Below are 18819 nucleotides of genomic sequence, written 5' to 3' on the forward strand. Positions count from 1 at the left end.
GAACGAGTTACGGCCTGCAGTTACGGGCGTTACCGACTTGGTAGCGTTCGTTTACCGTTAGCCCATACTCGTTTCCTTTGTACATAGCACACACACTACCGTAGGGGGAACTTCATGGGAAATCATAATATCAAGAAAATCAACCTGTTCCAGCTGGTCATGCTGGCCCTGGGATCGTTGATCGGTTCCGGGTGGCTCTTCGGCTCTTGGGAAGCCACTAAGATTGCTGGCCCGGCCGCTATCATCTCCTGGGTCATTGGGGGCCTCGTTATCGGCAGCATCGCCTACGATTACGTCGAAATCGGCGCCATGTTCCCGGAATCAGGGGGCATGAGTAAATACGCGCAGTACTCGCACGGTTCCCTACTCGGCTTCATCGCCGCTTGGGCCAACTGGGTGTCACTGATCACGTTGATCCCCATCGAAGCCGTCGCGGCCGTTCAGTACATGAGTACCTGGCCGTGGTCATGGGCCAAGTGGACGCACCACTTTCTTAGCAACGGCGTCATTACCACGTCTGGCTTATTCGTGGTGTTCGGCTTCATTATCGTTTTTACGCTATTAAACTACTGGTCCGTGACGATTTTAACCCGATTTACCAGTCTGATTTCGGTCTTTAAAATCGGGATTCCGCTACTGACCATCGTCATGTTGACCATGTCTGGCTTCCACCCCGGTAACTACGGGACCTCGCTCAGTGAATTCATGCCGTACGGGTCAGCGCCAATTTTCACCGCAACTTCTGCGGCTGGGATCATCTTCTCATTTGACGCCTTTCAAACGGTCATCAACATGGGTGGCGAAATTGAACACCCGAAGAAAAATATCGGCCGTGGGATTACGATCTCATTGCTGATCAGTGGCGTGCTCTACGTTATCCTGCAAAGTACCTTCATCACGGCAATTCCACCGAAGATGATTGCCGCCACCGGTTGGCACGGCATCGTCTTCAACTCACCATTTGCCGATATGGCCATTCTGTTGGGCATTCACTGGCTTTCGGTGCTATTGTACATGGACGCCTTCGTCTCCCCATTCGGAACCGGCGTCTCCTTCGTGGCCAACACCGCCCGGGCGCTCTTCGCCATGGAAGGCAACAAGCACGTCCCAAGCTTCTTGGGTAAGATTAATTTAAAATACGGGATTCCCCGCGTCGCCATGTTGGTCAACACGATTCTCAGTATGGTGATGGTCTCCGTCTTCCGCTCATGGGCCGTTTTGGCAACGGTGCTGTCCACCGCCACTTTGATTGCTTACCTGACGGGGCCCGTTACCGCCGTGTCGCTCCGAAAGATGGGACCTAACCTGTTCCGGCCGATTCGCCTGAAGCATTTGCCATGGATCGCCCCACTGTCCTTCGTCTTGGCATCACTAGCGACCTACTGGGCAATGTGGCCAACCACCGTTCAAGTCATCTTGATCATCTTATTGGGCCTGCCCTTCTACTTCTACTACGAGTGGAAAGCCGGTTTCAAATCCACCGCTCAGGCGTTCAAAGCCAGCGGTTGGATGGTCGGTTACTTGGTCTTCATCTCCATCATGTCCTTCATCGGCAGCCACCAGTTCAACGGCTTAAACTGGCTTCCTTACCCGTTAGACTTCGTGGTCATCATCATCGCCTCCCTTGGGTTCTACTACTGGGGCATCAAGAGTTACGTGGTGACTGAAGACTTCCATAAAGCGGAGAAACTGAACGACGAAGCGGAACAGATTGCTTCGGAAAATGATTAATTGAATTGCTACTTAAGTCCCTAATAAAACGTTAGGGACTTTTTCTTACGCTTGTGTCCAGCGTAAGCATCATTGATGTGATTTGTGTGAACTGACGATTCCGGTCAACGACTAGGTTCCAGCTGTGGGGCCGGCCTGAGCCAAAGGACGGTCTCAGTCCTCAAATTGAAGCCTCGCCAAAAACCGTGCGAGTCTTCAATTTGTCCCCGATAATTGGCGGTTGTTGGAAGTTCGTCAACAACCACCAATTATCGCGACACAGCTTCCACCTAGTCGCTGACCGGAATCTCACATTGCGCAATTCGGCACTATCGCAGAACATCTCAAAACGCGTTGAACGGTAACGTCATCTTATCAAATCAACATAGACGTGACGGTCAACTGATGAAGCTCGGCATCACGCAACCGTTAGTCTATTGCAGTTACTGAACATTGACCACAATTGTTTCTGTAGTTGTCGAGTTATCGTCTAACGTTGCCGGTACACAGTTTAGTCAACTTCAATATGTGACAGTCAGCGGTTCTGGTTGACAACAGCGCACCATGTAGCGGGAGGCGGAGGCGCGCGGGGCTCAGCAGTGTCGGTATGACTTGGGCAGTCGTGCCCCGTGGGGTTCGGGGTGCGAGTGCCTTAGTCATACGCGGGTCCGGAGAGATCCGGCACGGAAGTGGTCTTCTTCCGTTCCTAGCTCGTAGGCCCGCCACTGCGTTCCAGCCTCGCATAGCGCCGGAGCCTCCCGCGGCATCCTCCCACTATCTAAACCCAGAATCATTTCACAAACTAAACATGCTTACGCTGGACACAAGCGTAAACGAAAACAGCACACCCGCCACAAATCGTGGTAGGTGCGCTGTTTCAATTCAAACTCAAATCCCCAGATGAGCCCGAATCAGTATTCATCTTTAGAGCTTAGTCTAATTCTTTGTAGTCGAAGTAATCAAACTCAGCTGGTTGATCGTAACCACTGTAATCGACAGCAGCTAAACCAACGAAGGCGCCGGTGAAGAAGCCACCGTAAGTTTGAAGTACGTAGTCATCTGACAGAACGGCTGCATCTAAGGTAACAAGATCGTGCCAAGTTGTGCCATCAAATGAGTAAGCGTACGTGTATGACTGAGTCCGTGCCTTAACCTTGAACCATACATTTTCAGTACCTTCAGGAATGGCAACAGCATCGTCCTTCAAGTATGAAGTGTATTCGCCGCGGTTGTTTTCACCGACTTCGATGACGTGACCCTTCTTTTCGTCCCAAGTGATGAAGGCGAATGACCAGTGTTGGTCGTTGTAGAAGTTGGTTAAACCAGCCATTTGTTGGTACGTAAATGGATCGAATTTAACCTTGGTTTCAGCATCAAAGTTGAAGGCTTGCCAACGACGGGCAATCATTGAAACGTCGTAACGACTTGCCAATGAACGCTTCCCAATCAAGGTCAACTTGCCATCGCCGAATGAACCCATTTCAGCGTTGAATGGTGTCCGTAAAGTGTTCCATTCAAGGTTCAATTCAGGGGTGTCAAATTCGTCGTGTTGGTCGCCGTTTGCGGGTGCTTCCGTTAAGATAGCATCCTTAGGTGCGTCAACTTCAACAGTCCCACCGTGACCGCCAACAACACGTGGCCAGCCTTGGTCGTCCCATTCAACCTTTTGGATTGAAGTTTCACGACCTAAAGTACACCAGCCGCGAGGGTCAGTTACGGATTCAGTATCGTGGTGCCATGGACGACCACACAATGAAGCGTAGTACCATTCGCCACCAGGGGTGTTAACTAAAGCACCGTGACCTTGTTTTTGGATGGCCAAGTCAGGCGTGTCAAAGTTCGTGATGAATGGATCGCCAGGTTCAGTTTCGAACGAGTGGGCATCCAAGGTCTTTGAACGAGAAACGACTTCTTGGTGGGTCCAAACGGTCCCGCCTTGAGCAGCAAACAAGAAGTATTGACCGTCGATCTTGTACAAGTGAGGTCCTTCAACCAACTTCACGTCAGTCCCATCGTAAATGGTCCGAGCAGTTTCAGGCTTCAACTTCATGGTATCGGTGTCAAATTCAGTCAACGTGATGCCATCAAATGGGTGGCGGTATTCACGGTGATCCCAAGTTTGTTGTACCAAGTATTTGCGACCATCATCATCGTGGAACAAGGAGGCATCGAAGCCAACCCCGTTAACCCGAATTGGGTCAGTCCATGGGCCCTTGATATCGGTTGCGGTAGTCAAGTAGTTGGTCATGTCCTTGAAGGCACCTTCAGTCACCTTAACATCGGTGTAGATCAACCAGAATTTACCGTCAGCGTAGCTCAAGTCAGGTGCCCAGATCCCACCAGAACTTGGGTTACCCTTCATGTCCAATAACGTGGTCGTTGACAGTGGTGATGGCAACAGGTTCCAGTGAACCATATCCTTGGATTCGTGGAGCCGAACGCCAGGGAACCATTCAAAGGTTGAGTTGGCAATGTAGTACGTGTCACCGACGCGAATCATGCTAGGGTCAGCGTTAAAACCGTGTAAAACGGGGTTTTGAATCTTCATGAAAAATTCCTCCTATTTCGATTTTGATGGTGATGCATGTGAGTTGTGATTGTATCTCAAATTTAAATTGTGGTGCTTTGTGGCAGCAGTAGCGGTTGGTTACTGCTGTTTGCCAGTTGCGTGTAAGAGAGGTTTCCCTTACTGAGCGATTCTGGCGACGTGCTTTCAGGCTGCGTTGGTTTCGGCGCCACTTTTGATTTGCCTGTTTCGGGGGTTAGTCATATTGAATGATTGGCCTCGGAACTGGTTTTCGGCTGCGGCGCCGAAACGTGTTCAACGAAGCAGAAGGTTGCATGTAAGGGGCTCATGGGTAAAACCCCAAGCCCGGGGCTTTCACCCATGAGCCCCTTACACTCCACCTTCTAAGCGCTTCGTTTCACACTCTATTACTTTTACTTGTTAGCCAACTTAGCCTTACGATCTGCTTCCAATTCAACGTTGATTTCAGCAATCCGCTTATCAGTCAGTGGGTAACGGCTCATGATGAACATCGCTACGACAGCCAACACGATTGGGATCCAAATCATTGACCATTGGATACCAGCTAAAGCTGAAGCTGATTGAGTGGTTGCGGCGCCGTCAAAGTGCGTAAAGGCGTTGATGTAACCAGGGATGATCCCACCTAAAGCCAACCCAATCTTGAAGAACAGACCCATGATGGCGTTGATGATACCAGCAACCCGCTTCTTTGACTTGTATTCGCCGTAAGAAACGACTTCTGGCACCATTGACCACATGTAACCAGTTGCGGCAGTTAAGCCCCATTGTTGCAAGAAACGACCGATGTAACCCAAAGCAGTTTGGTCTTTGAAACCAGGCATGCCCCAGATCCAGATAACGATTTGACCAACGATGAACAGGCATAAGAAGAGGTAGAAGAAGCCCTTCTTACCAATCTTCTTACGAACGATTGGCCATAAGAATACTAAGAAGATACCAGGAATTGAACCGATCAAGTTAATTGAAGCCATCCATTCTGGGTGACCAACGTTGTATTGCATGTAGAAGGCCCAAACAGTGTTCCCAAAGAACATGAACGTGAAACCGATCAAGAAGAACAGACCCAAAATTTGAAGTGGCTTGTTGTTCTTTAATTCGTTGAACAAGTCACTGTATTTAACAGCGTCTGATTCTTCCTTGGTAGGTAAGATCCGTTCCTTAACACCACCGTAAGTACACATCAACATAATGAAACCGATAACCATGTAAATGGCCATAACCATGAAGTAAGCGCCACCAGCGTGTGGTGAAGCGTAGTTCCCTAGGTGTAACTTGATACCGAAGAAACCAATATCTTTCAATTGTTTGTCTGGTGAAGCGAGTTGAACGAACAATGGTAAGAATGTATAAACCATCAAGTTACCAATGTTAGCTTCAGTCATCCGGACCGTGGTCAACGTTGAAACTTCGTCGTTGTCACGAGTTAATGATGCGTTTAAGGCACCATAAGGGATGTTAACCAATGAGTAAACCATTGCGGTTGCCATGTATGCAACGAAGGCGTACAGGATGTTCCCGCGAAGGGCTGGAATTGGTAAGAAAAGTAAAGCTGACAAAATCGTCAATGGAATCCCATATTTAACTAGGAATGGCCGGTACTTACCAACCTTAGGGTTAAAGTTGTGACGATCGACATACGCCCCAACCCATGGATCCCAGAAAACGTTGATCCAACGCACAACCAAGAAGATGGTGGCGCCGGCAGCGGCTGAAATTCCGTAAACAGTGGTCAGGTAGAACAACAGCATGGAACCAATTGTCCCGAAAATCAGGTTTTGGGCAAGGTCCCCTGCCCCGTAACTAATTCGTTCACGCCAAGATAACTTGGCGAATTCGTCATTTTGTTCAATGACGTCATCTTGCTTAGGCACTGATGCCATAATTGTTTCCTCCAATCTGCGACTTAGAAGACGATTGTATTGGTTGGTCGTTTAGCGCAACCAAGTATCGATAAAAGTGCAATACCTCACAAAAATTAATCGCCAAAAATCGTCCTCAACTTCAATCTACTTTAAACAATTAACGACAAGCTAGCTTGTTACAAGTACAAGTGTAATCGGTTTCACCTAAGTTAACTAGCTTGGTTTCTGCCTAATTTTAGTTAAATAGTGACCATTTACGTAAAAAGATGACATTGATCGGATATCCATGATCAACGTCATCTTCGTATTATTATTCATTTAAGTTGACTATTTTATTCAAAATAGCCACTTTCTTTAACCGTTCGAACCGTTCGTTTGCCAATGATTTGGCGTTGATACTTGCTAGGAGTAACCCCTGACCACTTCTTGAATTGCTTACTAAAATTCGAGATGCTGCTGGCCCCCATCAGATCCGCAATTTCTTCAACTGAATACTCCGGTGAACCTAATAGTAGCTTCGCTTTCCGGTACTTCTGTTCTTCAATAAAGTGAAGCGGCGTTACACCATAAACCTTCTTAAACGTCCGGTGACCATAGCCGTTACTAATGCCCAATTTTTGACAAATATCGCCAAATGAAAATAGTGGCACCTGTTGTTGTTCCACATTTTCCTCAATTAGCGTTGCCATTTCTCGGCTAATTTTGGCTTCCCGTTCTGAATATTTAGCGTTGGCTTGGCGATAGTCCGCCATATTGGTCATCAACCCATACAAGAACTCCAATAGCGTAATCTGAATCTTGATCTTAGTCTGTTCCTTATTAAGCCCCGTGTCATCACTATCGACAACCATCTTTTGGGCCGTTTCTAACGCTAGTTTCGCAATTGGCGTATCTGCCGGAATAACCGTGTTTGCCAAATTACCAATGATTTCCGATTTTAGTTCCAGACTCTCAATGTTGAAATGGAAGCAAATATAAGTCATATCTGCCGTTGCACTGGAGTTAAAATTCGTATGCAGGGTCCCCGGTGAAATGATCAACGCATCACCAGGACCGTAATCAAACGGCGCTAATCCCTTGATCTCCGTCGTTTGTCGCCCCGCAACAATACACATTAGCTCAAATGCTTGGTGTTTCTGTTCAAAAAACTGCCAACCACCTGGAACGGTTCGTTGATGCCCACCGAATAGGTATAAACTCGACTCCACAACCGGTAACGATACAAACTGTTTCACGATGAACCCACCACCCTTAGACCGGATTACAGAATAATCCTATATTACCCATATCATATTCAATTTTTATTCATTAGTCAACTAAAATGATGATTGACTAGTCGATTACAATTACCCAATTCGTGACTAATTTTAGTTAAAATATGACCAATTAGTTATCCATTACTAACAACTACTACTTCAATCACTAATTATTTTCAATTTAAATTGATTCATGAAAACCATGTTTTTATTTTCACAAAATTAATTAAGGCATTTGAAAACTTAATTGACAACAAAAAGAAGTCGCCGAATTCATTAGGATAAATTCGGCGACTTTTTTTAACGAATGACCAACACTGAAATCGGTGAATATTTGGCCATATAGGCTGCCTGTGAACCAAACCGTTTCCGAAAACCGGTCTTGGCCAATGAACCGATGACCAATAAATCGGGTTTTACTTCCGGAATGATCTCTTTAATGATGGTTTCACCCGGATCACCTTCCGAAATAATCGCATCAACGTTCTTGATACCGAAACGCAATGCGAGATCCCGGTAACCTAAAATGTGTTTCTCCAACTCATCACGCTTACCATGCACAAAGTCCTTACTCAAAGCCTGATAAACGTTCATCTCTTCTGATTCCAAAATCGACGTGATCGTCAACGCAGCATCGTCAGCTTTCGCCCGGTTCATCGCATACCGAAACGCTAACTGCGCATCTGGCGAATCATCGACCCCGACTAAGATATGCTTAAACTTCTTCGGATCTAGTTCCATTCTCCGTAACTCCTTTGCCCATGCAATTGTGTGACTTGGTTAACCAATGGTACAACGAACTTTGACTGGTTTAATTGTACCAAGAAATTGATGTGTGCGCTATGTGTATCCGTTTTGACTTACGTTTGTGTCCAGCTTGCTGTTAGTTTGTGAAATACGATGATTTGCGCGAACTGTCGATTCCGGTAAGCGGCTAGGTTCCTGCTGTGGGGCCGGCCTGAGCCGAAGGGCGGTCTCAGCCCTCGAATTCAAGCCTCGCCGAAACCCGTGCGAGGCTTGAATTCGTCCCCGATAATTGGCGGTTGTTGGAAGTTCATCAACAACCACCAATTATCGCGACACAGCATACACCTAGCCGCTTACCTCCATCTCACATTGCACAATTCGGTACTATTGCAGATCATCTCAAGTGCTTAACTGCACGGTTAATCACGGATTGCAACGACTAACGTTGATTCGACAACTGCCAGATTTTAGTATCACGCAATCGTTGATTCAGTGTAGTTACTGAACATTAACCACAATCGTTTATTGTGGTTGTCGAGTTACCATCCAGCGCTGCCATCATGCAGTTTCATCAACTTCAGAATGTGACGGTCAGCGTCGTGATTACCGACAGCGCACCATATAGCGGGAGGCGGAGGCGCGCGGGGCTCAGCAGTGTCGGTATGACTTGGGCAGTCGTGCCCCGTGGGGTTCGGGGTGCGAGTGCCTTAGTCATACGCGGGTCCGGAGAGATCCGGCACGGAAGTGGTCTTCTTCCGTTCCTAGCTCGTAGGTGGACCCGCCCCGCCAAGTTGGACGATATTTAAACTAGTTCTGGACGATTTATTGCAGCTGATTTTCGAAAATCGACTGGCGATTTTCCACCAAGATGGTGTTTGATTCTTACAGTATTGTAATGATTGATCCAAACCTTAATGGCCTTTATTAAAGATTCCTTAGTCTGATAATTTTTGGTATCTAGTTCGGCTTTTAAAACACTAAAAAATGATTCCATTTGTGCATTATCTAGACACGTCGCCAGACGGGACATACTTTGAAATACACGATGACGCCGTAATTCCTTGCGCCATTTACTATGTTGATATTGAACACCGCGATCACTATGCAGCGTGGTACGGTATGGCAGGTTAGGAAGGTTATTCAAAACCCGTTTAACTGGGTCTAATACAAAATCTACTGTGGGATGGCTGCTAATATTAAAATCTAAAATTTCATCGTTATAGAGATCCATCACTGGCGATAAAAATAGTCGTTCTTTAAGAGTCTGGTTTCCCCAACGAATATCAGTGACGTCAGTAACGAGCTTTTGTAGCGGTCGATCAGTAATGAAGTGTTGGTGTAGTCGATTAGGTGCGATGGATCCAACTTCGCCAACGTACGAATGGTACTGATGAGTACTTTTGTGATAATTGAGGACCTGCCAGCCATTTTCGCGGGTAATACGTAAAATCCGTTTATGGTTAATGATATGTCCCCGATTATGCAGTTCATCAGTAATCCGCTCAGCACCATATTTTGGTTCCTGAGTGTGAATCTGATGGATAAGTGTTAACAGATCCGGATCATCCTGTTGATCAATATCATCAAGATGCTGACACCCGTAGTAGTAGGTGCTTCTGGCCAAACCAGTGACCTTCAAAACTCGATTCAATGAAACGTGATATTTTTGCCTTAAATCATTCGTTATCCGAGTGAGTATTTTAGATATTACGCTACGCTTTAGTTGCGCTTTTTCTGATTCAAGGCCCTCACTTTTTTTAAGAATTCATTCTCCATACGTAAGTCTAGGTTCTCTTGTCGCAGTCTTTCTAATTCACTCTGGTTACGTTTCTTTGAGAGCTTCTTTTTGGGTTTCGTGGCGGCTCGTCCTTTCAATTGGCCAAGTCCCGCAATGCCATCTCGCTTTAGCTGCGCTTCCCATTTACGAATACTGGACTCGCCTACACCATGAAAGTGTTTGGCCGTATCCACACTCGTGGCCTTGTTTTCAGACTTCCACTTTAATACACGTTGCTTAAATTCAACTGTGTACTTTCTTTGATTACCAACGTGTGGTTGAAGCCCAATCACCCCCAATTGCTTATATTTTTTCACCCAGGTTAGGGCGGTACTAGCACGCTTGATGTGATACTTTTTAATCAAACTCTGAAGGTTTTCTCCTTCTAAATATTCACCTACGATGCCTAATTTAGTTTCATACGAATACGTTGACATGACTGTGCCTCCAATGGCTGACTGTCCAAGGTTGGGGGCCGACCTCAAGGCCCGCCACTGCGTTCCAGTCCCCGCATAGCGCCGGAGCCTCCCGCGGCATCATTCCACTATGTAAAACCAGAATCACTGAATTTCACAAACTAAACATGCTTACGCTAGACCCAAACGATAACAAAAAAGCCCCACCAACCGGCAGAGCTTTCATCAATAATTTTAAATGGTGTCGCCATCGTTACTGATCGTAATCCGATTACGACCATTCTTTTTCGAGTGATATAGATAGTGGTCCGCACGCTTAAAGATGCCCATGGCGTCGATGTCAGAAGACTTTCTCGCCGTGACACCCATGGAAACGGTAATGTGGAAGGTGCGGCCGTCGTCTGCTGTAATCGTCAGTTCTTTGATCCCAGCCGCAATTTCTTGGGCCACTTGTTGGGCCACGTCAAACGGCGTATTAGGCAGTAAGACGTTAAACTCTTCGCCCCCCGTTCTGTATAATCGAGAACTGGGTGCCACGTCATCTAACAACCCTTGGACGTGTTTTGAGAATTCAATCAAGGTCCGATTACCCACCAGATGACCGTAATTATCGTTAATTGCTTTAAAGTAGTCGATATCCATCGCAATCACGCTAAGTTCCGCGTTGGATCCTTCAAAGTACTCATCCAAATTCTGACGGAAGCTCAACCAGTTTCGGGCACTCGTCAGACCGTCAAAATGCACGTTTCGCGCGTCTTGAATGTTATCCACGTGTTCTCGCCTAACAAGCACCATGTAGCCGTAACAGATGGCTGAAATTACGAAGTAACTGGCGAGAAATGCCCAGAAGTATTTAGCCACTACTGATACTCTCATTGCCAGTGCGCCCCAGAATAGAATGCCCATGATTGCTTTGCCAATCAAAATGACCACGGGATGTTCATCAAATGGGAAGAAGTAGCGTCGCTCAAGCCACAACCCAACCATGTAAACGACAAAAAGTAACCCAATCACCCAGTCAACGATTCCCGTTATTGCCGTCAGAAGAATCAGATCACCAACGACCGCTAGGAAAATGTTTAAACGGGTCTTCAACGCGTTCACGTAGCTGAGTAATAAAATGAACTGAAAGTTGAACACCATCATGTTGATCATGTCGTTATGCCCAGCGGTGGCCAACAGAAACAACCCGACTGTGACTGCCCAAAAATACAGGGTGTAAATCAGCTCAGTTCGCCACGGATGTGGATTATTTCCCTCAACGTCAAGGTCCAATAAATGCATCAGACGTTGGAGACCACCGATAAAGCCGATATCAAAAAAGATACTAATAAAGCTCGCAAAAATCATTATTTTTGCCACGAATTTACCCCCCTAACTTGACACGTTAGCTTTATTATACGCATGCACTAATTTGTTGTGCAATAGTCTATCGCATTCAAATTGTATTATGGTATTAGCAGTACTTGTTGATTCCAGTTTCCTTTTAAGTGCAACCAAATCTAATTTCATCAAAAAAGAACCGCAGTCCCACCATCACTGGCAAAACTGCGGTTCCATTTAACGTTTCAACTACTTAGTAATGATAATGTCACTTGGCTTAACTTCTGAACCGAAGTATGGCTTCAATTGACTATTGTAGTCTTGTTCGAAGAAGCTGTTCTTCGTCAACTTGTTGATTTCCTTGTTCGTCCAGTTCAACAATGACTTGTTCCCCTTCTTAACGGCTGGGGCAATGTATTGCTTTGGTCCGATTGACTTGATGCCAACGGTGTACTTAGGTTGGTTCTTAACCCAAGCGTACAGGTATGAGTTATCATCCGCCAAGGCAGCGCCACGGCCGTTCTTCAAGGCGTTAAATTGTTGCGTCTTAGAATCAAACTTCAACAGATCAACACCAGACTGCTTCGTAAAGTAGTTTTCAGCAGTCGTCCCCTTGGTCACGATCAACTTCTTACCATTTAATTGGCTAGCCTTCGTGATTGGGTTCGACTTCTTTGAAACCACCCCAACGGAAACCTTCATGTATGGGTTAGCGAAGTCAACGACTTGCTTACGTTCTGGCGTTACCGTGAAGTTAGCCAAAACCATGTCGACCTTGTTTGAGTTCAAGGCGTCCACCCGGTTGTTGGCGTTCACTTGAACGAATTTAGCCTTCACACCAAGGTCTTTAGCAACCTTGCGTGCTAACGTCAAATCATATCCAACCCGCTGACCGTTCTTGTTAACCCAGCCGTAAGGTGGCAAGTCGCCAAATACGGCGATGCGAATCGTCCCACGCTTCTTGATCTTTTGAACCGTACTTTGGTTGTCGCTTGACGATGACGATGAACTTGACTTACTGCTGTTGCTCCCACAACCGGCTAATACCAGTGACAAGCCGGCAACGACGCCGAGTAATGCGGCGAATTTCTTAAATCCAAATTTCTTCATTGTGAATCCCCCTAAATATAGTTAGATATGATTGCTGTTTTTATAGTTGGTTCCCTAAGTTTGAGTGGTGCTGGTAGGCTGTTTGAGGCTTACCGATTGTTGGTGGTGATGGGCTACGGGTAAAACCCCAAGTCCGGGGCTTTCACCTCATTGTTGCCCCTTACTAAGTGATTCTGGCGACGTGCTTTCAGGCTACTTTGGTTTCGGCGCTAATTAAGCTTTAAATTTCCGCTTACTACTTATATGATGCAGTTTGCCGATTTTGGTGCTTTCAGGCTACCGCGCCGAAATGTGTTCCACGAAGCAGAAGGTTGCATGTAAGGGGCTACGGGTAAAACCCCAAGCCCGGGGCTTTCACCCGTAGCCCCTTACACTCCACCTTCTAACCGCTTCGTTCCACACTCTAAAAGTCCATACTCTCCAAAAACGCCTTCGCCCGATCCGTTTGTGGGTCTTCAAAGAACTGCTTGCCTGGCGTTTGTTCCAAAATCTTACCGTCTTCCAGGAATAGCACCCGGTCGGCGATTTGCTTGGCGAAGTTCATTTCGTGGGTGACCACGATCATCGTCATATTGCTGTCCTGCGCCAGCTCCGTGATGATGTTGAGGACGCCGCGGACCATTTCTGGGTCCAGTGATGCGGTGACTTCATCGAACAGCATCAATTCTGGATTTAGTGCCAACGCCCGCACAATAGCGATCCGTTGCTTTTGGCCACCTGAGAGTTGCCGTGGATAACTATTTTCGTACTCACGTAACCCAACTTGATCCAGTAGCTTTTCGGCCGTTGCCTTCGCTTCTTCTCGTGATTGATGCTGCACCTTAACTGGTCCCAGTAAGATGTTATCCAGCACCGTTAAGTTTGGGAAGAGGTCGTAACTTTGAAACACCATGCCGATTTTTTGACGTAACTGCTGCCAGTTTTTTTCGGTTGGCGTCACTTCTTCACCGTTAAAGGTCAGCGTGCCTTGTTGGTACTCTTCCAGCCCGTTTAAACAACGGATCAAGGTACTCTTCCCAGAGCCGGATGGTCCGAGTAACGCAACCACCTCGCCCTTCGCAATGGAGAAGTTAATATCGTGTAACACGTGGCGCTTTTGGTAAGATTTTTCCAAATGCGCGACGCTTAAAATTTGCTCAGCCATTTGCACGCTCCAATCTCTTCTTATCCATCCGTTTCGCCCACCATGACAGCGGGTAATCGATGACGAAGTACATCACAAAGATAATGCCGTAAACCCAGAAGACGCCGGTCGGGTATTTTTGCCCATTGGCTTCAACCACCTGCTGACCCACGTTAATGACGTCCATCACGGAGATCAACATTAGTAGCGACGTCGTTTTGATGACCCGGGTCACTAAGTTGATGGTGGCTGGTAATTCCAACGCGACGGCTTGTGGAATCAACACGTACCGGTAAAGTTGCCAGCGGCCCAAACCAATCGCTAACCCTGATTCCCGTTGATGTTGCGGGACCGAGATCAAGGCACCTCGGACAATATCGCTCATTTCAGCGGCGGTCCAGAGGGCAAATACCAGGATGGCCACTTCGTTTGCCGGGAGGTTAACCCCCATCTGTCGTGGCAAAATGTAGTAAAACAAAAACAACAACACGACGGTCGGCACAATTCGGAAGAACTCCAAGTACAACCGAAGAATAAAGCGTAACGGCCGGTTTTTAAAGGTCCGTAAAACCCCAAGGACAACGCCGAGAATCAAGCCTAATACCAACGCAATCGCGGCAATCTCAATCGTTGTCCATAAACCACCAAACAACCGGGCCAGGTTCCGGCCTTCGAATAAAACATTAATTCCCGAATGCGCCATAACGAACCCTCTTTTCTAGAATGGTGAGTAGAATCGACAACGGAATCAAAATGATCGCGTAACCCACGACCAGCACAAGCAGGTACTCGTTTGACCGGTAGTACATCCCGATCAGATCCAACGCGGTGTTGGTCAGTTCTGGAATGGCGATCACCGTAAAGATCGAGGTTTCCTTGATCAAGAAGATGATGTTAGCTGCCAACGCTGGCACACTTAACGCAAAACCTTGCGGGAAGACCACGTAGCGTGCTAACTGGCCACGCGTCAGGCCAATTGCCTTCCCCGTTTCAACCTGAGTCTTGCTGACGCCGTTGAAACCACCGGTAAAACCTTCGGCCATGTAACTCCCACCAAGGAAGATCAGGCCGACGATGCCACACATTTCAGCGTTCATCTTAAAGCCAAACACTGGAAACGCGTAGTACAGGAAGAATAATTGCACAAGCAACGGGGTGTTTCGTGACACTTCCACGTACACCGACACGATTTGGTGGAGTACGGGTACTTTGAAATACTGCAGTAGGCTACAGACGAGGCCCACGATAATGGCGCCAATGATACCGATCAGGGATAACCATAGCGTGAGGACCAGTCCCTTTTCGAAAACTGGTAAACTCTGCTGGATCACTTGCCAGCTAATTCCCATGAGTGTGGTACCTCCTTTAACCAAAAATAATTTGAATGACCATTTAATTTCATTCCGTCAACTTGTTGTCAGATCAATGGTTCCGGGCAATAAAAAAGTCCCCACCAGTTTTCGACAAACTGATAGGGACGACAAAAAATCGCTATTCCACCCTGGTATTCAACCATACTCTGACTCGTATTCAAGTCCGGGACGATAACGGGTCCTGACGGTTGTAACGCGCCCTTGGGAACGCTACAGCAGATCATACGCGAACAAGCGCACTTCGTTGGTCCAACTAGCCCCTTCTCATCTACCGGGGTTTTCTGTTACTAGTCGATCCACTTACTCTTCTTGTTCATAACCTAAAAAATGAAATTTAAATGGCAACTTACGCGATTCATTATAAATTGACTAGAAGACATTTGTCAAGTAGCACGATCAGAGTTTCTTTTCAAGCATAAAATCACGCTGTTCATCCGTACCCAATTTGAAAACGTGCTCGCCGGTTTTCCGGAACGCCATTCGACCATAGAACTTTTGAGCAGCGTCATTTTGGTCCCAAACACCTAGCCAGACACGGGTTTTGCCAAGTTCTCGTGCCCGAGTTTCAGCAAATTCAATCAGGTGACGCCCAATCCCCGACCGTTTAAAAGCTGGTAGCACATAGATCCGTTCCACTTCCAAATAAGCTGGGCCCTTTGCTTCCGACTGAGACTCATCAATATTTAATTTAGTATACCCCGCTAACTGATCATCTTGATAAACCAAGTAGTACCCAGTCGTTGCGCTTGATAATTCAGTCATTAAGCGAGCATCATTGTAAGTTGCTTGATAGTAGTCTTCAAGATCTTCAGCAGTATTGTAAGCACCGTAAGTATCCGCAAACGTGGTGATGCTGAGTTGTTTCAACGTCGCGAGATCCGTTGCTTCGGCACGTCTAATTTCAGTTGTCATGACTTCACTAACCTTCGTTCCTTAATCATTTGCTTGTCGGTACCAATCGTACACCCGCTGGGCCGACTGATAAGGCACAAACCGAACCTCAATTTCCTGATTCGAGTCACCGTGCCGCACATTTAACCGCAAATGGGCCAACCCCGCCCGTTTCATCCAAACCGTTTGAACAAGCACCACTGATTGGATTCGACGCTTTGGTACCAAGTAAGTTTCCCGCTCAAACCAGTGACCCGTTTGAAGGGCGACTAACTGGTCGCTCAGCACGGAAAGGCCGACATTGTGACCCGCATAGAGACCTAAAAGAATCGCTAATGGCACTAACAACAACGCTAACCAGCCCCACGGTCGTAAGAACCAGATGATGGGCACAGTGGGTACCAGCGCCACCAACAAGGCGTTGCGAATCAATCGCCAACGACCGCTAAACGAAATGCGCTCCATGACTGGCCGCTCTTGCGGTACCCAGTTGATAAACCGGTGAATTTCAGCATATCGACGCTGGTTGAGTACCGGCATCAAGACGAGGTTTTTTCCGTCTTCTTTTTCCGAAGCCGATGACGCCAACACGAGTTGGATCGACTCTAATTTCAATAGTTGCCGCAAAATGGTCTGGCTCACGATGACGGTCTGAACCCGACTTTCATTAGCTGAAATGGTATTTCGCTGGAAAAAGCCCTTTTCAGTCACCAATCGCTGCCCCTGTTTGCTTAGTTGGAAATGATAGTAACGCTGAATAATCGTTAAATAGCTAACAACAATACCGAAAATTAGGATAACCATGATCAACCCGACCAGCATCAAAATGCCTAAAGCAGCAACGTTACTAAACGCGTTGTTAAGTACCTTATCCGGCACTAAATCATCTAGCTTGTCGTACAGCCAAAGCACCCCAAGTAGGCTGGGAATCACGCCCATGGACGTTAAGGCGTAGGTGTTGAGGTCCGACCAATTAATGCGGTAAGTTGTATCGGTTGTCGGTTCAGCAATCGATTTGGGCGTTGTCTGAGTTGACGCCTCCCCAGTCGATTCAGTCGTCACACTAGGAACGGATTGTCCCTTCACCAGCGCCTGTAGCTGATCCACGACTGTCTGCGTGACCATCGGCAACTCGCCCTCCGCCTTATCGTGTGATTGGCCCGACGTTTCCAAACTAACCGACGTTAACTTGAACGGCCGCATGAAGAACCACTGCTTCAACTGCAGCGTTTGGATCCTCGTATAGGGCACGTGGACCTGCTTTTTAAAGATGATGCCCGTGTTGATCGTAATCGCCTGCTCGCCGAGGTCGTAGCGGTACCACCAGTATTTGACCACTGCCCGCACTAAATCGAGCGCGATGACGCTGCCCCAAACGAGCAGAAACCAAAATAAGCCTAAATGCCATAACCCAGACGCCGAAATCACGAAGATGAACGCTAGCCCCGCTAAATCACGCCACCAAAACAGCAAAATGGCCAGTGGGTGGAGTCGCTTAGTCGTCATGCGGCGTCGCCTCCAGTGCTAAGGTCATGATCTGCTCCTTCAACTGAGCTGCGGTTTCAGGTAGTACGGACTCGATTTTATGGGTTGTTGCGGCCGTTTCGATGTTGACCGTCTGCAGGTGTTGCCACTGCAAAATCGGCCCCGCTGCTAACGTAACGTTTTGAATGCGATTGATTGGAATCGCCGTTTGTTTGCGAAAGAAAAATCCCGATTGAATCTCAACGTCTCGCGCCGAAATCTGATAACGCCAAAAGTGGTATCGGTACGGCACAATTGCCAATTCCACGACGACTTCCACGATGGTCGATCCGGCAACTAACCACCAAATCCACGCCGGCCAGTGCCAAAAATGCGTTGCCAGCCATAATGCCCCAGTAATCACCGCGCCAAAGATCAGTGACCCAACGGCACTGATCCGCCACACGGTTTTAATCTGCTTCGGTAAAGCTTCCCCTATCATCTGTGTTCCTCCTGTTAATCGTTTGTTTCAATCCCAGTAATAGCGTACCTGAATCTAGGGTGGATTGCTACCTTTTCTATACTGTCGTTTGTGTCCAGCGACAGTGTGCGAAGTTTGCAAAATTTGGCTTCGTTAGCGCGTTTGATCATGGCTGATATTGTGGATACAACCGGTCGGTCAGAAAATTTGGGCTGGAACGCCGTGGGCACGATTCTGAGCCGAAAAACACGTCTCAGAATTCGGCCTTTCACTAAGCTAGAAGTTCACCAGCTAAGTGAAATTTCACGACTGAGCCCAATTTTCTGACCGACCTCTTGTTTGCGGGCTTTCGGCATCGGGACCGCACTCCCGAAAATTTATCATGAAGGGCCAAACTGTCGTACGCTGACAATTGCAAGCATCTCAGCAAGTGTTGAATGGCAACGTAACGCATCAAGTAACAGTACGTTTAAGCGAGTTGAGTCAATGTTCAGGTTAAACTTGTTCATCACGTAAATGACGACTGATGACCGATTGTGCTGTTTACCGAGTTAACATCAATCGCTGTCATACTGTAGCATGACGTCCAGTTAAGCACTTGAGATGGTCTACAATAGCGCCGAATTGTGCCAATGTAAGATGGGGGTCAGCGGCTAGGTATATGCTGTGTCGCGATAATTGGTGGTTGTTGACGAACTTTCAACAACCGCCAATTATCGGGGACGAATTGAAGACTCG

15 protein-coding genes are annotated in these 18819 nt (G+C 47.2%); 1 reads left to right on the top strand and 14 read right to left on the bottom strand.

What is annotated here, in order from left to right; translation table 11 throughout:
- Nucleotides 1-114 precede the first annotated feature (114 nt).
- Complete coding sequence (locus ACYVR3_RS12730) at nt 115-1731, top strand: APC family permease (RefSeq protein WP_461244559.1); 1617 nt, start codon at nt 115-117, stop codon at nt 1729-1731.
- Between the two features lie 910 nt (nt 1732-2641).
- Here ACYVR3_RS12730 and ACYVR3_RS12735 read toward each other — a convergent pair.
- The 14 genes from ACYVR3_RS12735 to ACYVR3_RS12800 all read right to left on the bottom strand — a co-directional run bounded on the left by ACYVR3_RS12735 (nt 2642) and on the right by ACYVR3_RS12800 (nt 18102).
- Complete coding sequence (locus tag ACYVR3_RS12735; RefSeq protein WP_461244560.1) at nt 2642-4258, bottom strand: glycoside hydrolase family 43 protein; 1617 nt, start codon at nt 4256-4258, stop codon at nt 2642-2644.
- Between the two features lie 392 nt (nt 4259-4650).
- Nucleotides 4651-6138 carry an MFS transporter gene (locus ACYVR3_RS12740; protein WP_461244561.1) on the bottom strand — a complete coding sequence of 496 codons (1488 nt, stop codon included), beginning with the start codon at nt 6136-6138 and terminating at the stop codon, nt 4651-4653.
- 314 nt (nt 6139-6452) lie between these two features.
- Nucleotides 6453-7355 (bottom strand): AraC family transcriptional regulator, encoded by a 903-nt coding sequence (locus ACYVR3_RS12745; protein ID WP_461244562.1) that lies wholly within the window; start codon nt 7353-7355, stop codon nt 6453-6455.
- Nucleotides 7356-7676: 321 nt separating this feature from the next.
- Nucleotides 7677-8117: a universal stress protein gene (locus tag ACYVR3_RS12750; RefSeq protein ID WP_054736219.1), complete on the bottom strand. Its 441-nt coding sequence runs from the start codon at nt 8115-8117 to the stop codon at nt 7677-7679.
- A gap of 808 nt (nt 8118-8925) precedes the next feature.
- Nucleotides 8926-9888, bottom strand: a complete 963-nt coding sequence (locus ACYVR3_RS12755) for an IS3 family transposase (protein ID WP_461244570.1) — start codon at nt 9886-9888, stop codon at nt 8926-8928.
- On the bottom strand, nt 9843-10337 hold the full coding sequence (locus tag ACYVR3_RS12760; protein ID WP_461244563.1) for a transposase: 495 nt from the start codon (nt 10335-10337) through the stop codon (nt 9843-9845). Before ACYVR3_RS12760 ends, ACYVR3_RS12755 begins: the two co-directional genes overlap by 46 nt.
- Nucleotides 10338-10550: 213 nt before the next feature.
- Entirely contained in the window at nt 10551-11678 is a 1128-nt protein-coding gene (locus ACYVR3_RS12765; protein ID WP_461244564.1) for a GGDEF domain-containing protein, read from the bottom strand.
- 210 nt (nt 11679-11888) lie between these two features.
- On the bottom strand, nt 11889-12749 hold the full coding sequence (locus tag ACYVR3_RS12770; RefSeq protein WP_461244565.1) for a transporter substrate-binding domain-containing protein: 861 nt from the start codon (nt 12747-12749) through the stop codon (nt 11889-11891).
- Nucleotides 12750-13152: 403 nt separating this feature from the next.
- Nucleotides 13153-13893 carry an amino acid ABC transporter ATP-binding protein gene (locus ACYVR3_RS12775; RefSeq protein WP_054736212.1) on the bottom strand — a complete coding sequence of 247 codons (741 nt, stop codon included), beginning with the start codon at nt 13891-13893 and terminating at the stop codon, nt 13153-13155.
- Nucleotides 13886-14575 carry an amino acid ABC transporter permease gene (locus tag ACYVR3_RS12780; RefSeq protein ID WP_057152371.1) on the bottom strand — a complete coding sequence of 230 codons (690 nt, stop codon included), beginning with the start codon at nt 14573-14575 and terminating at the stop codon, nt 13886-13888. Before ACYVR3_RS12780 ends, ACYVR3_RS12775 begins: the two co-directional genes overlap by 8 nt.
- Nucleotides 14556-15215 (bottom strand): amino acid ABC transporter permease, encoded by a 660-nt coding sequence (locus tag ACYVR3_RS12785; protein ID WP_054736235.1) that lies wholly within the window; start codon nt 15213-15215, stop codon nt 14556-14558. The genes ACYVR3_RS12780 and ACYVR3_RS12785 overlap by 20 nt, the downstream gene beginning before the upstream one ends.
- A 426-nt stretch (nt 15216-15641) precedes the next feature.
- The gene (locus tag ACYVR3_RS12790; protein WP_461244566.1) at nt 15642-16157 is read right to left on the bottom strand and encodes a GNAT family N-acetyltransferase; all 516 of its coding nucleotides are present in this window, start codon (nt 16155-16157) and stop codon (nt 15642-15644) included.
- A 21-nt stretch (nt 16158-16178) separates the two neighbouring features.
- Nucleotides 16179-17642, bottom strand: coding sequence for a PH domain-containing protein (locus ACYVR3_RS12795; RefSeq protein WP_461244567.1), 1464 nt, complete (start codon nt 17640-17642; stop codon nt 16179-16181).
- Nucleotides 17632-18102, bottom strand: a complete 471-nt coding sequence (locus ACYVR3_RS12800) for a PH domain-containing protein (RefSeq protein ID WP_461244568.1) — start codon at nt 18100-18102, stop codon at nt 17632-17634. Before ACYVR3_RS12800 ends, ACYVR3_RS12795 begins: the two co-directional genes overlap by 11 nt.
- Nucleotides 18103-18819 lie beyond the last annotated feature (717 nt).

It is taken from the genome of Secundilactobacillus muriivasis (assembly GCF_054785195.1).